The 18193-nt window shown below is 65.5% G+C and carries 15 protein-coding genes; 11 read left to right on the top strand and 4 right to left on the bottom strand.

Translation table 11 applies throughout. The annotated features are described in order from the left end of the window. Window positions 1-62 precede the first annotated feature (62 nt). The 3 genes from ACF3ND_RS00795 (at window position 63) to ACF3ND_RS00785 (ending at window position 3817) form a co-directional block, all read left to right on the top strand. Window positions 63-2720 carry an EAL domain-containing protein gene (locus ACF3ND_RS00795; RefSeq protein ID WP_394063323.1) on the top strand — a complete coding sequence of 886 codons (2658 nt, stop codon included), beginning with the start codon at window positions 63-65 and terminating at the stop codon, window positions 2718-2720. Window positions 2721-3226: 506 nt separating this feature from the next. Next, entirely contained in the window at window positions 3227-3523 is a 297-nt protein-coding gene (locus ACF3ND_RS00790; RefSeq protein WP_394063321.1) for a type II toxin-antitoxin system RelE/ParE family toxin, read from the top strand. A gap of 9 nt (window positions 3524-3532) precedes the next feature. Beyond that, complete coding sequence (locus tag ACF3ND_RS00785) at window positions 3533-3817, top strand: HigA family addiction module antitoxin (protein ID WP_394063319.1); 285 nt, start codon at window positions 3533-3535, stop codon at window positions 3815-3817. Between the two features lie 115 nt (window positions 3818-3932). Here the strand turns inward: ACF3ND_RS00785 and rmuC are convergent, their stop codons facing one another. After that, complete coding sequence (gene rmuC / locus ACF3ND_RS00780; RefSeq protein WP_394063317.1) at window positions 3933-5297, bottom strand: DNA recombination protein RmuC; 1365 nt, start codon at window positions 5295-5297, stop codon at window positions 3933-3935. A 188-nt stretch (window positions 5298-5485) separates the two neighbouring features. On the opposite strand from rmuC, the gene ACF3ND_RS00775 reads away from it, so the two are divergent. The 3 genes from ACF3ND_RS00775 (at window position 5486) to ACF3ND_RS00765 (ending at window position 8636) form a co-directional block, all read left to right on the top strand. Next, on the top strand, window positions 5486-6466 hold the full coding sequence (locus ACF3ND_RS00775; protein ID WP_394063315.1) for a Bug family tripartite tricarboxylate transporter substrate binding protein: 981 nt from the start codon (window positions 5486-5488) through the stop codon (window positions 6464-6466). A 236-nt stretch (window positions 6467-6702) separates the two neighbouring features. After that, on the top strand, window positions 6703-7506 hold the full coding sequence (gene dkgB / locus ACF3ND_RS00770) for a 2,5-didehydrogluconate reductase DkgB (protein WP_394063313.1): 804 nt from the start codon (window positions 6703-6705) through the stop codon (window positions 7504-7506). 119 nt (window positions 7507-7625) lie between these two features. Beyond that, window positions 7626-8636, top strand: a complete 1011-nt coding sequence (locus ACF3ND_RS00765) for an acyltransferase (RefSeq protein ID WP_394063312.1) — start codon at window positions 7626-7628, stop codon at window positions 8634-8636. 12 nt (window positions 8637-8648) lie between these two features. On the opposite strand, the gene ACF3ND_RS00760 is transcribed toward ACF3ND_RS00765, so the two are convergent. Both ACF3ND_RS00760 and ACF3ND_RS00755 read right to left on the bottom strand, forming a co-directional pair. Next, window positions 8649-9896 (bottom strand): D-amino acid dehydrogenase, encoded by a 1248-nt coding sequence (locus tag ACF3ND_RS00760; RefSeq protein ID WP_394063310.1) that lies wholly within the window; start codon window positions 9894-9896, stop codon window positions 8649-8651. Window positions 9897-9994: 98 nt separating this feature from the next. After that, the gene (locus ACF3ND_RS00755; protein WP_394065872.1) at window positions 9995-10888 is read right to left on the bottom strand and encodes a LysR family transcriptional regulator; all 894 of its coding nucleotides are present in this window, start codon (window positions 10886-10888) and stop codon (window positions 9995-9997) included. A gap of 162 nt (window positions 10889-11050) precedes the next feature. Between ACF3ND_RS00755 and ACF3ND_RS00750 the strand changes: the two genes are divergently transcribed. Continuing rightward, complete coding sequence (locus ACF3ND_RS00750) at window positions 11051-11719, top strand: GntR family transcriptional regulator (RefSeq protein WP_394063308.1); 669 nt, start codon at window positions 11051-11053, stop codon at window positions 11717-11719. Window positions 11720-11876: 157 nt separating this feature from the next. Beyond that, entirely contained in the window at window positions 11877-13616 is a 1740-nt protein-coding gene (locus tag ACF3ND_RS00745) for a methyl-accepting chemotaxis protein (protein WP_394063306.1), read from the top strand. A 138-nt stretch (window positions 13617-13754) separates the two neighbouring features. On the opposite strand, the gene ACF3ND_RS00740 is transcribed toward ACF3ND_RS00745, so the two are convergent. Next, window positions 13755-14711 (bottom strand): Bug family tripartite tricarboxylate transporter substrate binding protein, encoded by a 957-nt coding sequence (locus ACF3ND_RS00740; RefSeq protein ID WP_394063304.1) that lies wholly within the window; start codon window positions 14709-14711, stop codon window positions 13755-13757. Between the two features lie 310 nt (window positions 14712-15021). On the opposite strand from ACF3ND_RS00740, the gene ACF3ND_RS00735 reads away from it, so the two are divergent. Genes ACF3ND_RS00735 through ACF3ND_RS00725 form a run of 3 tightly spaced genes read left to right on the top strand, consistent with a single transcriptional unit; the run spans window position 15022 to window position 18124 of the window. After that, window positions 15022-16641, top strand: a complete 1620-nt coding sequence (locus ACF3ND_RS00735) for an ATP-dependent acyl-CoA ligase (protein ID WP_394063302.1) — start codon at window positions 15022-15024, stop codon at window positions 16639-16641. A 14-nt stretch (window positions 16642-16655) separates the two neighbouring features. Then, window positions 16656-17819 carry a thiolase family protein gene (locus tag ACF3ND_RS00730; RefSeq protein WP_394063300.1) on the top strand — a complete coding sequence of 388 codons (1164 nt, stop codon included), beginning with the start codon at window positions 16656-16658 and terminating at the stop codon, window positions 17817-17819. After that, window positions 17816-18124 carry a zinc ribbon domain-containing protein gene (locus ACF3ND_RS00725; RefSeq protein ID WP_394063298.1) on the top strand — a complete coding sequence of 103 codons (309 nt, stop codon included), beginning with the start codon at window positions 17816-17818 and terminating at the stop codon, window positions 18122-18124. The genes ACF3ND_RS00730 and ACF3ND_RS00725 overlap by 4 nt, the downstream gene beginning before the upstream one ends. Window positions 18125-18193 lie beyond the last annotated feature (69 nt).

Genomic DNA, 18193 nt, shown 5'->3' with positions numbered 1-18193 from the left:
GGGATGCGGGCGCCGCTGCCCCGCGTCCTGATATTCAGTTAATCTAGACGCACCATTGTTGCATGTCCGCCCTACTCCCTGATTGCCTGTTTTCCGGCCCTTTCATCATGAATCTGCCCCGCCTTCTTCATCTTGCGCTGCGCCGGGCGACTTACGCGCTGGGTGGGTCGGTGATCGCCCTGCTGGCGCCGCTGGCCATGCCGGGGGCGGCGCAGGCCCAGCCCACGCTGGTACGGGTGGGCGTCTACGACAATCCGCCCAAGCTGTTCCTGAACGGCCAGGCCAGGCCCGCGGGCATCCTGGGAGAGCTGCTGCTGGAGATCGCGCGGCGCCAGGGCTGGACCATAGAAACCGTCCAGTGCGAATGGCAGCAATGCCTCAATGCCCTGCAAAGCGGCCTGGTCGACCTGGTGCCGGGCGTGGCCCACGACCGCATGCGCGAAGCGCTCTACAGTTTCCACGCCACGCCGGCGCTGGAGGACTGGTCGCAGATATTCACGGCCAACGACACCCTGATCCGGGCCATCAACGACCTGAAAGGCAAGCGCATCGCGGTCATGGCCGGCACCTTGCAACTGACCCAGTTGAACGCCATCCTGGAGAACCTGGACCTGCAAGCCCAGATCGTCACGGCCTCCTCGCAGGCCGACGCGCTGGAGCTGGTGCGCCGTGATCAGGCCGACGCCGCCGTGGTGGGCCATCTCTTCGGCCTGCGCTACGCCGGCGACTACGGCCTGAAGAACACCGCCATCCGCTTCGAGCCCACCAGTTCCTACTACGTCACCGCCAAGGGCCACCATCCCGAACTGCTGGCCGCCATCGACGCACAGCTCAAGCAATGGCAGGACAAGGCCGATACCTTCTACACCGACACACTGAGCCAATGGGGCATACGGCTGATCGAGAAGCCGCCCAAGCCCTGGATCATGCCCTCGCTGACGATCCTGGCCGCGCTGCTGGCGGTCGCCCTGCTGACGCTCTACCTGATGCGCGGCGGTCTGCGCCGCCAGCGCCAGAAACTGGTGCGGACCGAGCACCGCATGCACACCGTACTGGATGCGATCGACGCCTATGTCTTCATCAAGGACAGCCATTTCCGTTACCTGTACGCCAACCGCAAGATGTGCGAGGACCTGAACTACACCGCCCAGAGCATCGTGGGCAAGACCGACCAGGACCTGTACGCCAACAAGCAAACCATCAACGAATTCCGCCGCAACGACGAGCAGGTGCTCTACAGCGGGGAGCGGGTAGCCGCCGAAGAAATCGTCCGCGACCGCAAGGGCGAGGTGCGGGCCACGTTCTTCTCCGTCAAGATGCCCGTGCGGGATCCGGACACGCAGCAAATGGTGCTGTACGGGATCTCCACGAACATCTCGGCCCTGAAGGCCACGCAGTCGGAGAACTACCGCCTGGCCTTCTACGACCCGCTGACCGAACTGCCCAACCGCCGCCTGCTGCTGCAACGACTGGAACAGCATCTGCTGACCGTGGAACCCTGCCAGAAACCCAGCGCCCTGTACTTCCTGGACCTGGACCGCTTCAAGCACATCAACGACGCGCGCGGCCACGCCATCGGCGATTCGCTGCTGCGCCTGGTGGCGCGCCGCCTCTCGCTGCTGATCGATGCGCAGGACATCGTGGCGCGCCTGGGCGGCGACGAGTTCGTCATCCTGAAGATGCTGCGGCCGGGCTCCCTGGACCAATGCCGGCAACAGGCGCTGGACTTTGCCGAACAATTGCGCGCGCGCCTGGAAGAGCCTTACATCATCGAAGGCCATTCCTATCTGAGCAGCAGCAGCATCGGCCTGGCGCTGATCACCGACAAGACCCTGAGCGCCGAAGAACTGATGCGCCAGGCCGATACGGCCATGTACCGCTCCAAGGAAAGCGGCCGCAACCAGATCACCTTGTACGAACCGGGCATGCAGGAAGCTCTGGAAGAGCATCTGACGCTGCTGCACGACCTGAGCTTTGCCATAGGCTCGGACCAACTGCGCCTGTTCGTGCAATCACAGTACGACAAGCTGGGGCGCATCAGCGGCGCGGAAGTGCTGCTGCGCTGGCACCACCCCACGCGCGGCGTCCTGACGCCCAACCTGTTCATTCCCCTGGCGGAGAGCTCCGACCTGATCACGCCCCTGGGAGACTGGATCATGGCCGCGGTCTGCGACCTGCTGCTGCAGACCCAGCCGGCCGCCTTTCCCATCTCCCTCAACGTCAGCCCCATCCAGTTCCGCCGTCCCGACTTCGCCGCCCGCACCCGCCAGATCCTGGAGAGCAGCGGCGCGCCCGCCCACCGCCTGATCTTCGAGATCACCGAAGGCGTGCTGATGGAGGACTTCGTCTCGGCCAGCACCATGATGCGCGAACTGACCGGCCTGGGCATACGCTTTTCCATGGACGACTTCGGCACCGGCTACTCCAACCTGGCGGCCATCAGCCGCCTGCCGCTGTACGAGCTGAAGATAGACCGCAGCCTGATCATGGGCGTGCCCCTTGAACAAGACGCCAACGCCATCGTGCGCACCGTCCTGGCCATGGCTCGCCAACTGCGCCTGCACGTGGTGGCCGAAGGCATCGAGAACGAGCAGCAGAAAGCCTTCCTGCTGCGCCGCGGCTGCCACGCCCTGCAAGGCTACCTGCTCAGCCCGCCGCAACCCATCGAACAATGGGTGGAGGTCGTGCGCCAGGAACACGCCCGAAATCTGTTGCCCTGACCGCTCATTCCCCGCTTGCGCGGGGAAGACAGACGACGATTACAGTGCCTTTTGCAGCACCACGGTTCATCCCCGCTTGCGCGGGGAACACTCGAGCGTGTCGCGCGTCGTCTTGCCCAGGGCCGGTTCATCCCCGCTTGCGCGGGGAACACTCCAAACAAGCCTCACGAATTTGTCTTCGTTTGCTCAACAAGGAGTTTTCAGCGGTATCAAGCCCGCACATGTCTTTGGAAGCCAGCACATTAATTATTTTCCACAGTGAGCCAGACCAATTCTCAACAAACGGCCAAAACATACGATTCACTCTACGAGACTGATGATTTCTATGTCCCAATGAAATTGGTCAGGCTGGATACGAATGAGATACTCTGCATACCAGTGGGACAGCGTCTCTTTGCCTTGGAGCCCAACTCAGCCACGTCCGCCTGAGCTCTGCATCAATCTGCATCACCCAAGCCAAGCAGTAAGCCATTGCTCGACGTATAGCGATACTATACACTACACAAATGATTAAAAGCTTCCGACACAAGGGGCTTCAAGCCTTCTTCGAGACTGGCTCCAAAGCAGGCATCCAAGCCAAGCATGCCGTACGGCTGCAAATTCAGCTAACTGCGCTGCATGCGGCAGTCCAGCCCGAGGACATGAACGCCCCGGGATGGAAGCTTCTTAAGCTGGCGGGGCAAAACCCCAAAGGCCAACCAGTCGATGGCCACTGGGCGATATCCGTCAACGGCAACTGGCGGCTGACCTTCTACTTCGAAGACGAGCACGCCATTCTGGTGGACTATCAGGACTATCACTAGGAGAACACCATGCGTATGAACAACCCTGCACACCCCGGTCTCGTCTTGCGCGAGTACCTGGGTGAACTAAGCGTCACCGAAGCCGCTTCCCGGCTGGGGGTCACCCGCGCCGCGCTGTCCCGAATTCTGAACGGCTCGGCCGGCATCTCGGCAGACATGGCTCTACGCCTTAAAGACGCCTTGGGCACCAGCGCCGAAATGTGGCTGTCCATGCAGTCTCATTACGACCTCTGGCAGGCTGAACACAAAAAGCGTCCCGTTGTTCGGCCCTTTCGAGAACCAGCGCACGCCTGAACAACTTGTCGACATCGGCCCGCGCCAAGCGCACTGCCGATGATGTCAAACGAGTCATCCCCGCACGCGCGGGGAACACATATACCGCAGCAATAGCTCCTGCTATCGCGTAGATTTATAACGCGGCATTCCGCCCTTCCTGCCCGGCCTCCTCGCGCAAAACCCAGTCCAGCCGTTCATGCTCGATGTCCCCGTGCCAAGGCTCGATGGCTGGCGGATTGCGGTTGGCTCGGGCGGAGAGTTCGGCGAAGCGGCTGACCTTGCCGTACAGGCCCTGCTGGCCGGCCAGGGCCGTGACGGTGCTGTTGTAGTGCTTGCCCGCCTGGCCCAGGGTCTCGCCCAGCTTCTTCAGGCGCTCGGCGAGCAGGGAGACCTGGTTGTAGATCTCGCCGGCGCGCTGGCTCAGTTCGTGCGCCTGTTCGTTGCTGCGCACCATCATCCACACATTGGCCACGGTGCGCAGGATGGGCAGCAGCGTGGTGTGCGAGACCATCAGCACGTTCTTGGACAGGCCGTAGTCGAACAGCCCGTGGTGCTGCTGCAGGGCCTGCATGTAGGCGGCCTCCACGGGCACGTACATGAAGACGAAGCCGGGGCTGCCCAGGCCCGGCAGGGCGCTGTAGTCCTTGGCGGACAGGTCGTCGATGTGATTGCGCAGGGCCTGGACGTGGGCCTGCAGGCTCTGCTGGCGCTCGGCCTCGGACTCGGCGCGCACGGCGCGGTCGTAGTCCACCAGCGAGACCTTGCAGTCGAGCACCAGATGCTTGTCCTGCGGCAGATGGATCACGAAGTCCGGGTAGCGCAGGCGCCCCTGCTCGTCACGCGCCTGCCATTGGGTGTCGAAGTGCACGCCGCGCACCAGGCCCGCCACCTCCAGCGTCTTTTCCAGCTGCGTCTCGCCCCAGTTGCCGGTGGTCTTCTTGTCGCCCTTGAGGGCGACCGCCAGCGAATGGGCCTCCGCGCTCATGCGCAGCCCCATCTCCTGCATGCGCTGCAGCTCCGCGCCCAGCGCGGCCTGGCCTTTGACGGATTCGTCATGCACCTGATTGACGCGCAACTGGAAGCTCGCCAGTTGCTCGCGGAACGGCCGCAACATCTCGTCCAGGGTGCGCTGGCTGTCCTGGCGCAGGGTTTGCCCCTTGGCTTCCAGGATCTGCTGCGCCAGGGATTCGAACTGCAGCCGCATCTGCTCGCGGCTGCTGTCCAGGTCGTCCCGTATGGCCTGGTTGCGGGCCTGTTGCGCACGCAGGTCCGCATCACGACGGATCAACTCCTTCTCCAGGTCCGCCGCCCTGTCCCTGGCCTGCTCGGACAGATCGCGCGTCGCGGCCAGCTCCCGCTCCAGGCGCGCCCGCTCATCCTCCAGGGCGTACAGCGCGGGCGCCGCCATGCGGCCGCGCACCCAGGCGCCCAGCAGGCCGCCCAGCGCCAGCGCAGCCAGCACCGCCACGACCCATATGCCATCGAATTCAACATTCATCCGTCATGCTCCCAGACTGCATTCTGCTGCCATCATACCGAGGCTCGTCGGCCGCGACTTTTAGCTTTATAAACATATTATTTAAACGTATAAGATCAAACGGTTATATGGCGTCGCGTCATGATAAATTAATTGCGTAAAACGCCGCCGCGTCAGCGGGCGGCACGCCTTTTTTCTGTGGATCCATCATGTCATTTTCCCTGCGCGCCCTGCTGGGCACCCTGGCCTTGGGCCTGGCTTTCAATTCCATGGCCGCCGCCGACTGGCCGCCCGCCGGCAAGGCAGTACAGATTATCGTACCCGCACCCGCCGGCGGCGGCACGGGCGATTCCATCGCTCGCCTGATCGCCGAAGGGCTGGCCAAGGAGCTGAACGGCAATTTCGTCATCGACAACCACGGCGGGGCCAACGGCAACATCGGCGCCGGCATCGCGGCGGCGGCCAAGCCCGACGGCTCCAAGCTGCTGTTCTCCTGGGCCGGCACGCTGGCCGTCAGCCCGGCCCTGTACCAGAAGCTGCAGTTCGATCCGCAGAAGAGCTTCGACATGATAGGCCTGGTGGCCGAAGTGCCCAACATCCTGGTCGTCAGCCCCAACCTGCCCGTGGACTCGGTGAAGTCCTTCGCGGACTACGTCAAGCAGCATCCCGGCCAGGTGAACTTCGGCTCCACCGGCAACGGCAGCTCCATGCATCTGGCCGGCGAGCTGTTCATGGCCCAGACCGGCACCAACATGCTGCACATCCCCTACAGCGCCCCGGGCCAGGCCACCACCAACCTGATCACCGGCGAGATCCAGGCCATGTTCCAACTGATTCCCGGCATCGTCGGCCAGGTCAAGGCCGGTCAGGTCAAGGCGCTGGCCGTGACCTCCGCCACGCGCGCGGCCACGCTGCCCGACGTGCCCACCACGGTGGAGCAAGGCTACCCCGAATTGCTGTCCTCCACCTGGTTCGCCCTGCTGGCGCCCAAAGGCACGCCGCCCGAAATCATCGCCAGCGCCAACCAGGCCCTGAACAAGGTCCTGGCCCAGCCCGACGTCAAGGATAAGCTGGCCAATCTGGGCGCCACCACTCTGGGCGGCACCCCCGCCCAGGCGGACGCCCTGCTGGATAGCGAACTGAAGAAATGGGCCAAGATCGTGGAAGACGCCGGCATCTCGGTGCAATAGGCGCCATCGCCCTCATCAAACCGGCCGCTCTTGCGGCCGGTTTTTTTCGCCCTGCCCAGGCTCGCAGGAGGTCGGGAGCATAAGATTATTGACTGAAAATCAAATGTATTTGGCGAAACCTAGGCTTAATCCGCAAAGATTAAACAGGCAAACTGTAATCCATCGATAAGTGATCCAGGGCGGCGGGCCCGCTCCGGGTTCCGCTTCCACCTTAGACTTGATAACAGGAGCCTTGCATGAGCATCCCTTCTTTTGGCGTCGGCACCTTCCGCCTGACCGGCCAGACCGTGATCGATTCGGTCCTCAACGCGCTGGACCTGGGCTATCGCGCCGTCGACACGGCGCAGATCTACGGCAATGAGGCCGACGTGGGCCAGGCCATCGCCCAGAGCGGCGTAGCGCGCTCCGACTTGTTCGTGACCACCAAGGTCTGGACCGACAACTACGCGAAATCCAGGCTCGTACCCAGCCTGCGCGAAAGCCTGGAAAAATTGCGCACCGACTACGTGGACCTGACGCTGATCCACTGGCCCGCCCCCGGCAACGGCGTCGAGCTGTCCGAATACATGGAAGCGCTGGCCGAGGCCAAGGCCCTGGGCCTGACCCGCCAGATCGGCATCTCCAACTTCAATATCGAACTGACGAAGCAGGCCATCTCCGCGGTCGGCAAAAGCGAGCTCGCCACCAACCAGATCGAGCTGAGCCCCTACCTGCAGAATGCCAAGCTGACGGCTTTCCTCCAGGAGCAAGGCATCGCCGTGACCTCCTACATGACCCTGGCCTACGGCAAAGTGCTCAAGGATCCCGTCCTGGCGCAGATCGCGCAAAAGCACCAGGCCACGGTGGCGCAAGTGGCGCTGGCCTGGGCGCTGCAGCTGGGCTATGCGGTGATCCCGTCCTCGACCAAGCGCGAGAACCTGGCCAGCAACCTGCTGGCCCGCGACCTGAAGCTCGATGCCCAGGACATGGCGCAGATCGCCGCGCTGGAGCGCAACAGCCGCGAAGTCGATCCCGAGGGCCTGGCCCCCGCGTGGGACTGAGTGCCGCCGCGCCCGGACACATCCGGTCAAATCTGGACGCCAAATCCCGTATTCGCGGGACAAACCGGAAACGTTTGGCCGTTAGGATGAAGTGGTCCGACAAGCACAGGCTCTGCCCCATGAACTGGATCACCAACACCCGCATCGTCGCCATATTTTCCGTCGTCTGGCTGCACATCGCCGCCTACGCGGTGCTGAACGCCGAGCTGGGCAGTCCCGACTGGTGGAGCGGCAATCTGTACGACGCCGCCACCCGCTGGTGCGTGCCGGTCTTCGTCATGGTCAGCGGCGCCCTGCTGCTGGAGCCCCGGCCCGAAGAAAGCATGAGCCGTTTCTACCGCAAGCGCGCCGCGCGCATCCTGGCGCCGCTCTTGTTCTGGACGGCCTTCTACCTGCTGTGGACCGCCTTCAAGCAGCACTGGTGGACGCCGCAGGCCGAGCCCTATCCCTACCTGCAACGCCTGCTGGAGGGCCGGCCCTATTTCCACCTGTGGTTTCTGTACATGATCGTGTTCCTGTATCTGTTCACGCCCTTTCTGCGGCGTCTGGTGCAGGCCTGCCGGCTGCGGCACCTGGCCGCCCTCACGGCGGCGGCTTTCGCCCTGTCGGCCCTCAGCACGCTCAGCAGCGCGGACCTGAAGACCAATTCCACGCCGTTCTTCACCTGGTTCCTGTCCTACCTGCCTTACTTCCTGCTGGGCTACCTCGTGCGCAAGGCGCCGCTGGCCGTGCCGCGCTGGCTGAGCCTGGCCGTGCTCGTGGCCTCCATCGCCGGCACGGCCTGGGGCTGCTACGCCCTGGCCACGCGGCACGACCTGCAGACCGGGGCGTATTTCTACGACTACCTGAGCATCACGGTCATACCCATGTCCCTGGCGCTGATCCTGCTGCTGCGCGATTGGGAACAGCCCTTGATCAGCCCCGCGGTCAGCCGCCACCTGGCCGAACTGACGCTGGGCGTGTACCTCATCCATCCCTGGCTGATCGACCTGATGTACCGCTACCTGTTCACGGCGCTGGATTTCAACGCCATCTGGTCCATTCCCGTGCTGGCGGCCGGCATATATGCCGCCTCGCTGGCCCTGGCCGCCCTGTTCCGGGCCACGCCCGGCCTGCGGGCGGCGGTCTAAGGCGGGCCGGCCTCAGGGCCGGAAAGGCGCGTCGTCGATGGGCGCGGCCTCGCCGAGCATGCGCGCCGCCAGCAGCGCGGCGCTGCCGCAGGCCAGGGTGAAACCCAGGGCCCCATGCCCGGCATTGATCCACAATCTTCCCGCCAGCCTGCTGGCCCCTATGACCGGCTTTCCCGAAGGCGTGGCCGGGCGCAGACCCGCCCAGGTCTGCGCCTGCTCCAGAGGCAGGCCGGGAAACAGTTCGTTCACCTGCTGCTTGAACCCGGCCATGCGCGCAGGCGGAATGTCCAGGCCGCCGAATCCGATGTCCACCATGGCGGCCATGCGCAGCACCTCGCCCAGGCGAGCATAGACGATGCGCCGCTCGTAATCGGTCACGCTGATCGCAGGCACAGGCTGGGTCAGGCCGGTCAGCGGCAGGCTCAGACTGTAGCCCTTGAGCGGATAGATCAGGGGCCGTCCGCCCAACTGGCGCAGCAAGGGCACCGTTCCCATGCCGCCGGCCACCACGAACTGATCCGCCTCCAGTTCTCCCTGCGGCGTAAGCACGGCGCGCACGTCGTGCCCTTCGCGCACGAAGCCGCGCACAGGCTGATTCAGCAACAGGCTATAGTCCGCATCGCCCTGCAGACGAGCGTGCAAGGCTTCGCAGAACAGCCGGGTGTCGCCCGCCTCTTCGCTGGGCGTGTAGATGGCGCCCTTCAGGCGGGAACCCAGGGCCTGCAGAGACGGCTCCAGCGCCAGCACCTCGTCCGCCTCCAGCACCTGCTGCGAAGAACCCAGCTCCGCCTGCAGCCGCGCCTGCTCGCGCGCATGCTCGAAAGGACCGGCGCTGCGAAACACGATCAGCTTGCCGTTGGCCTGGTGGGCGAATTCCAGGCCGAAGCGGGCCTGCCAGTCGTGCAGCACGTCGCGACTCAGGTAGGACAGGGTCAGCATCTGCGCCGTGGACTGGCGCACCACGTCGCCCCGGCACAACTGCAGAAACTGGGCCAGCCAACGCCACTGCTGCGGATCCAGCGCGGGCCGGAAGCGCAGCGGCGAGTCTTTCTTCAGCAGCCAGCGCGGCAAGTCCTTGAAGACGCCCGGATCGGCCAGCGGCGCCACATAGCTGTAGCTGAGCTGGCCGCCGTTGGCAAAGCTGGTGCCGCCGGCCACCTGCGCCCCGGCCTCCAGCACCGTGACGCACACCCCCTTCCGGCGCAACATGAAAGCCGTGCTCATGCCGATGACGCCGGCGCCGATGATACAAACGTGCATGCAGAGTACTCCCGATAACTGGACCGTATTCTGCGTGCCCGGCGCGGCGCGGGCCAATGAAAAAACACCGCGCTCCATAACCCAGGGTTATGGAACGGCTACGCTGCTTCCTCTGGAAAGCGGCACTCCAGCAAGGCCTGGCGTATGTGATCCAGCACGACCTGGCGCGAGCCCGAACCCGCGTCGTCCTGCACGGTCAGCACGCTGACGGGCACGTCCAGGGCTTGCGGCAGGCGATGCAGGCGCAGGCCCGGACGCTGCATGGCGCGCGCCGTGACCAGGTCCACCAACGCCTCGCCTGCTCCCTGCAGTACCAGCGAACAAGCCACGTAATGCGTCTGCACCCGCATGACCGGCGCGAAATCGGGCACGTGGGATTCCAGCAGGCGCTCCACCATGGCGCCCATCGGATCATGCGCATCCAGGGCGATGAAGGAGCGTTGCGCCATGTCCTCCCAGGTACGCAGGGCGGGCGCCTCGGGCGGGGCGACATGCACCAGCTGCGTCGCGGCCAGCACCTGGCGCTGCACGCCCGGGTGCTCGCCCTGGTCGAAGGTGACGACCATGTCCAGATCGCGGGTTTCCAGAGCCTGCAGGAGCTCGCCGCTGTGGTGCGTGCGCAGCTCGAAGCTCATGGCCGGATGGGCCTGGCGGCAGCGGCCCACCGCCACGGGCAGCAGCTCCAGGCCGAAGGCGGGGCTGCTGCCGATGCGCCACAAGCCCTGATGATGAAAGCGCAGATTGCGCGCCAGCCGGCCCACGTCGCCCAGCTCCTGGTGCAGGCGCGCCACGTGCGGGGCCAGGATGCCCGCCTCGCGGGTCGGCACCAGGCGGCCGCGCACGCGATCGAACAGGCGAAAGCCCAGCTGCATTTCCGCCGTGGCCAGCAGCTTGCTGGCGGCCGGCTGGGAGATGTGCAGCAGGCGCGCCGCCTCCGTCAGGGTCCCGCCCCGGCAGATCGCATCGAAGATTTCCACATGCCGCCAGCGCACCGGGCAGCCCTCCTGTTCCATTGTTCATGGCGCCCGCCGGGTACTCATCCGGGACGGGCCCGCCAGCGCTAGCATAAAACGGATCGGCCCGACGCGCTTCCTTGTTATCCTATAGCCCGTCGTCATCTTCTCTTTTTCCGCGCGCCTTGCGCCGCTGCATTCATGGCTGCTTCCCCTTACAAGAAACGCGAACCCAATATCCGCGAACAGGTCTACGGCATGCTGCGCCAGGACATCGCCCTGGGCAAGATCGGCTTTGACGTGCGGCTGGTGGACAACGAAATCGCCTCCAGCCTGAATGTCTCGCGCATGCCCGTGCGCGAAGCCCTGCTGCAGCTCAAGAACGAGGGCATGCTGGACAGCACCTCGCGCGGCTTCGTGCTCAAGGTCTACACCCCGCAGGACATCGAGGACATCTTCTCCGTGCGCCTGCTGCTGGAGCCGGCCGCCGCCCGCTTCGCCTGCCAGAACCAGAGCGCCATGGGTCTGCTGGCCATGGAACACGCCGTGGCGCGCATCGAGGCCACCCACCAGCAGGGCGATCCGCTGGACAACATCCAGGCCAACTGGTCCTTTCGCAGCGCCTGGATCAACATGGTGCCCAACAAGCAACTGGTGGACACCATGGAGCGCCTGCACGACCGCGCCGACCAGGCCCGCATCGCCTGCCTGCAGGACGCGGACTTCCGCCTGGGCACCCTGCAGCGCGCCCAGGGCATCTGCCAGGCTTTCCGCCAGCGCCAGGCAGACGAGGCGGCCGCGCTGATCCACGAGAACCTGCTGATCTGCAGCGCCGCCTACTGCGTGAAACAGGCCGAGCTGCTGGCCTGATGAAAACCCCAATAAGGCCGGACTAAAGCCCTAAAAACCGATGTCGTAACCGTATCCGCCTTGCAGCGAGAATCCTAGGCAAACGCAGCAGGGCAGCCCCTTCCAACGGCCCGATGTCATGCATCCGGCCATCTTGATACGACAAAAAAGGCGCACCATGTCCTTCCTCAATAATTTGCGCCTGCGCCAGAAACTGATGGTTCTGGCAGGCTTGCTCCTGGTCGTCATCGGCATCCTGGCCGTGACGCAATGGAACGTCAATCAGGCCACCGGCGCTGTAGCACAGGCCTATCAGCAACGCTATGCCTCCTACATGCTGGCCAACGAACTGCGCCACAACTCCGACGACCTTACCCGGCTGGTCCGCACCTATGTGAGCACGGGCGATGAACGCTGGGAAAAGCAATACAAGGAGGTCGTCGACATCCGCGCCGGCAAGCTGCCCCGCCCGGCCGGCTACGAAGGCATCTACTGGGATTTCCGCGCCGCCGACATTGCGGTGCCCGGCCAGAGCGGTCCGGCCGTGGCGCTGCTGGACATGATGCGGCAGGCCGGCTTTTCCGATGCCGAAATGGCCAAGCTCAGCGAGGCCGCCGACAAATCGACCGCCCTGGCCCAGACTGAAATGCAGGCCATGAACCTGGTCAAGGGTCTGGCGCCCGACGGCACGGGCGGCTTCGTCAAGGGGGAACCCGACCTGGACAAGGCGCGCGAACTGGTCAACAACGCCGACTATCACCGCACCAAGGCCAGGATCATGGAACCCGTGAGCGCCTTCTTCCAGTTGCTGGACGCCCGCACCAGCGGCGCCATCGCGGCCGCGCAAGATGCCGCGGCGCGCTGGGTCATGATCCAGCTGATCAGCGGCGCCGCCGCGCTGGGCCTGTTCTTCATGATGCTGTGGAGCATGTTCAGCAGCGTGATCGCCTCCATGCGCCAGGCGGTGCAAGTGGCCGACGACGTGGCGCGGGGCGACCTGACGAACCAGATCGTCGCCAGCGGCCGCGACGAGGTGGCGCAGCTCATGAGCGCCCTGGGACGCATGCAATCCAGCCTGGTGGAGGTCGTCTCCACGGTGCGCCAGGGCAGCGATTCGGTGGCGGCCGCCAGCTCCCAGATCGCCCAGGGCAACCACGACCTGAGCGCGCGTACCGCAAGCCAGGCCAGCGCGCTGGAAGAGACGGCCGCGTCCATGGAGGAACTGTCCGCCACCGTCAGGCAGAACGCCGACAACGCGCACCAGGCCAACCAGCTTGCCATGAACGCCAGTACCGTGGCCGAGCAAGGCGGCAGCGTGGTGGCCGAAGTGGTGGACACCATGAAAGGCATCAATGCGTCGAGCCAGAAGATTGCCGACATCATCAGCGTCATCGACGGCATCGCGTTCCAGACCAACATCCTGGCATTGAACGCGGCGGTGGAAGCCGCCCGCGCTGGCGAACAAGGCAAGGGTTTCGCCGTCGTGGCCGGCGAAGTGCGTTCCCTCGCCCAGCGCAGCGCCCAGGCCGCCAAGGAGATCAAGGACTTGATCACCGCCAGCGTCGAGCGCGTGGGCCAGGGCGCCCAGCTGGTGGACAAGGCGGGCGAGACCATGACGCATGTGGTGGCCTCGATCCGCCGCGTCACCGACATCATGGGCGAGATCAGCGCCGCCAGCAGCGAGCAGAGCACTGGCGTCAGCCAGATAGGCGAAGCCGTCGCGCAAATGGATGGGGTCACCCAGCAGAACGCCGCGCTGGTCGAGGAAATGGCGGCCGCCGCCGGCAGCCTCAAGAGCCAGGCGCAGAATCTGGTGCAGGCCGTGGCGGTATTCAAGCTCCAGGCTGGGCGCGGCGCCAGGTCCATGCCGGCGGCATTGACGGCCAGCAGTCACGCCAGGCAAACAAGCCCCGTGTAACGACAAGCCCATGCCGCGCTCAGCCTTGAGGGTAGAGCGCGGCCCTCCTGCCTGCGCTCAACAAGCCGCCCGGCGGATTCAGGACGGGACCCAATAAAAAAGGCCGGCTAAAGCCGGCCTTTCTTCACTGCAGCTTGATCAGTCCAGGGTGATGTTCAAGGACTGGATCATGGGGCCCATGGCTTTGGCGTCATGCTCGATCAGCTCGGAAAACTCCTGCGGAGTCGAGGGCTGGATCTCGATGCCGAACTCCACGAACTTCTTGACCACTTCGGGCTCCTTGAGCACGGCCGTCAGTTGCTCGGTCAGGCGCGAGACGTCGTCGGCGGGCGTGCCGGCCTTGGCGGAAATGCCCCACCAGATCGTGAAGGCCACATTGGGGATGCCGCTCTCGGCAATGGTGGGCACATTGGGGCGCAGCGGGCTGCGCTCGGTTGTGGCGGCGGCGATGGCGCGCAGGCGTCCGTCTTCCAGGAAGCCGCGGCTGCCGGTCAGCACGTCGAAGATGAAATCGATCTGGCCGCTGACGGCATCGATCAGAGCCGGGCCGGCGCCCTTGTACGGCACGTGCACCAGGCGCGCGCCCGTTTCCTTGCGCAGCATCTCGCCCAGCAGATGGGTGCCGGTGCCCATGCCGGGCGAACCGTAGGTGAGTTCCTGCTGCTTGCCGGCCGCAACCAGGTCCTGCACGTTCTTGTAGGGGCTGTCCTTGTTCACCAGCAGGAACACAGGGGCCTTGGCGGCCAGGGTCATGGGCACCAGGTCGGTGGCCACGTTGTAGTTCAGGCGCTTGTACAGGTGGCGGTTCAGCGAATAAGCGCCGCTGTCGGCCAGGAACAGCACCGTGCCCATGGCGGCCGGATTGGCGTTCTTGACCACGTTCATGGCCACCTGGGCGCCGGCGCCCGGACGGTTCTCCACGATCACCTTCTGGCCGAAGCGCGTGCCCATCTCCTGGGAGATCACGCGCGCCAGCTGATCGGCGGCGCCGCCTGGCGGATAGGGCACCACCAGGGTCACGTTCTTGTCCTGGGCATGGGCCTGGGCGCCCAGCATCACTGCGCAGCAGGTTGCGAATTTAAGCCACAACTTCATAGTTCATCCCCGGAGCCCGTCTGGGCTCGTTCAAGGTCATTGTCATGTCCGCTTGCGCGGACGCACTCGCAGGCCAGGCTCCCCTTGGGGTTGCGCAACGCCTGTCTCCTCCACCCCATGGCCGATTTCTTCCGGACGGCGCAGCGACGATGTGCCCCGCCTTGCCGCGCTCTGAACTCCGGGTTTTTCCGGCTGAGGAAATGAATTTGAAAATAATATATTGCAGTATACTGTTTGTCCGGTATTAGTGATTCCACCCATATAAATCGGCTCGCCGCCTCCGTTTCACGCGGCCGCCGGGAGACAAACCATGCAAGCCCATTCGATTCCCGCTTCCCAACTGCCGCTGTATTCCTTGCCCGCCGCCCAGCGCACCGTGCCGGCGCTGCTGCGCCTGCGAGCCGAACGCATGGGCGATGCGCCGCTGTTCTCGGATCGCCGCAGCAGCTACACCGGCGCGCAGACCCTGCAGGCGGCCGCCGCCAGCGCCAGCCGTCTGGCCGCCGCCGGCATCCGGCGCGGGGACCGCGTGGCCCTGCTGTGCACCAACCGCCGCGAATTCCTGGACATGGTGCTGGGCTGCGGCTGGCTGGGCGCCATCGTGGTGCCCATCAATACCGCCTCGCGCGGCGCGCAGCTGCAGCATATCCTGAGCAACAGCGGCGCCACGCTGCTGGTGGTGGAGACCGACCTGACGCCGCTGCTGGCCGAAGTCGACCTGGGCGCCACCGCCGTGGCGCAGGCCTGGCTGATCCCCGGCGAAGAGGCCGCCCAGCCGCTGGACGTGCCCGCCTGCGAACTGCCCGCGCCCGGCGACTATTGCGAACCGGCCGACATTGCTCCTGGCGACACCCTGGCCATCCTGTACACCTCGGGCACCTCCGGCCCGTCCAAAGGCGTGCAGTGTCCGCATGCCCAGTTCTACTGGTGGGGCATCTACACGGCCAGCAAGCTGGGCATGCGGCCTGACGACGTGCTCTACACCTGCCTGCCCATGTTCCACACCAATGCGCTCAACACCTTCTTCCAGGCCCTGGTGAGCGACGCCTGCATGGTGGCGGACCGCCGTTTCTCGGCCAGCCGCTTCTTCGACGCCCTGCACGAGACCGGCGCCACCATCACCTACCTGCTGGGCGCCATGGTGCCCATCCTGCTGTCCAAGCCGGTCACGCCTGCTGAAAAACTGCACAAGACGCGCATCGCCCTGGGTCCCGGCGTGCCCGAGCAGTTCCACACCCAATTCCTGGAACGCTGCGGCATGCGCCTGCTGGACGGCTTCGGTTCCACCGAGACCAACTACGTGATGGGGCGCGGCATCGAGGAACAGCGCAACGGCTACATGGGCCGCCTGTCCGACGGCTTCCAGGCCCGCGTCGTGGACGAGAACGACAATGAACTGCCCGACGGCCAGGTGGGCGAGCTGCTGCTGCGCGCCGACGAGCCCTATGCCTTCGCCCTGGGCTATTACGGCATGCCTGAAAAGACCGTGGAGACCTGGAAGAACCTGTGGTTCCACACCGGCGACCGGGTGGTGCGCGACGCCGACGGCTATTACCGCTTCGTGGACCGCCTGAAGGACATGATCCGGCGCCGCGGCGAGAACATTTCTTCCTTCGAGGTCGAAGAGGCGCTGTCCAGCCATCCGGCCGTGCAGACGGTGGCCGTCTACGCCGCCAAGTCGGAGCTGGCCGAGGACGAGGTCATGGCCATGATTGTGCTGCGGCCCGATGCGCAGGTAAGCTGTGAAGAGCTGCTGGGCCATTGCGAGCGCACCCTGCCGTATTTCGCCGTGCCCCGCTTCATCGAATTCACCGACCGCCTGCCGACCACCGAGAACGGCAAGATCCAGAAGTTCGCACTGCGCGACCGCGGCGTGGGTCCGGCCACCTGGGACAGGGAGAAAGCCGGCTACCAGGTCCGCCGCCGCTGATTCGGGAGCCCTGCATGACAAGCCAATTCGATCTGGGCAATGTGCGCCTGCTGGGCGCCACGGAAGTCGGCTACACGCGGCGCGGCCAGCGCAGCACGTCCGAGCTGCTGGCCCTGGCTTTCCGCCAGGCGCTCGAGGAAGCCGGCCTGCGCGCCAGCGACATAGACGGACTGGGCGTGGCTTCCTTCACGCACGGCCCGGACCGGGCCATAGACCTGGCCTGGAAGCTGGGCCTGCAGCCGCGCTGGATCATGGACGACAGCAATGGCGGGGCCAGCGGCCTGAACATCCTGCAGCACGCCATGCGCGCGGTGCAGGCGGGCGACGCCCGCGCCATCGCCATCGTGGCCGGCGACCACTTCGAGCCCGAGGACTTCCGCCGCCTGGTGGAGAACTACAACCAGACCACGCGCGACCACCTGCGCCCGCTGGGCGCGGGCAGCCCCAACCAGGTGTTCGCCATGCTCACGGCCGCGCAGATGCGCGCGCTTGGCCTGGAGCGCGCCGACTACGGCGCCCTGGTCATGCGCCAGCGCCAGTGGGCGGCGCTGAATCCGCAAGCCGTCTACCGCTCGCCCATGAGCCTGGACGACTACCTGAACGCGCCGGACGTGTCCTGGCCGCTGGGCCGGCTGGACTGCGTGCCCGTGGTGGACGGCGCCAACGCCCTCATCGTGACGCGCCAGGATCATCCGGCCGCGCAAGGGCGGCCCGCCATCACGGTGCGCGCGCTGCGCGGCCTGCACAATATCGACGACCAGCAGGGCGACGGCCTGAGCACGGGCCTGGCGCGCCTGGCGCCGGACCTGTGGCCGCAAAGCGGCCTGAGCCCGGCGGACATGGACGTGGTCAGCATCTACGACGACTACCCGGTGATGGTGCTGGCGCAATTGCAGGACCTGGGCTTTTTCCAGGCGCAGGACGCCAAGCGCTTCATCCATGAGGACATCGCCGCCGGCCGCCTGGCCCTGAACACGTCCGGCGGCCAATTGTCGGCCGGCCAGGCGGGAGCGGCCTGCAGCCTGCACGGCCTGGTGGAGGTCATGCGCCAGCTGGGCGGCCAGGCGGGCGAGCGCCAGGTGCCGCAGGCCCGCTTCGGCCTGGTGACCGGCTACGGCATGGTCGAGTACCGCTACGGCATGTGTTCCACCGCCCTGATCCTGGAGTCCTTGTCATGAGTCCCACTGTTTTCCGCTGCCTGGGCTGCGAACATCGCGTTTTTCCCGCCCGCCACCTGTGCCCGCGCTGCCACGGCGCCGACTTCCAGCCCGAGCCCTGCGATTCGGGCACGGTGCAGGAGCTGACCCACAGCCTGCAGCGCGGCCCCGAGGGCCAGGCCGACATATTGCTGCTGGCCACCATCGCCAGCGCGGCCGGTCCCATGCTGATCGCCCGCCTGCACGACACCCACATCCAGCGCGGCGACACCGTGCGGCTGGTGATGCGGGAGGGCGGGATTCATGCGGAGCCTGTGCAGGGATAAATCCGCTTTTCCCAGGCAGATGGAATATGGCTTGATGCAAAACTCCGACAAGCGAGCTGTTCGATTGCC

It is taken from the genome of Alcaligenes sp. WGS1538 (assembly GCF_043187505.1).
In the GTDB taxonomy this organism is placed as follows: domain Bacteria; phylum Pseudomonadota; class Gammaproteobacteria; order Burkholderiales; family Burkholderiaceae_B; genus Alcaligenes.
This window is presented reverse-complemented; position numbering and strand designations above follow the sequence as displayed.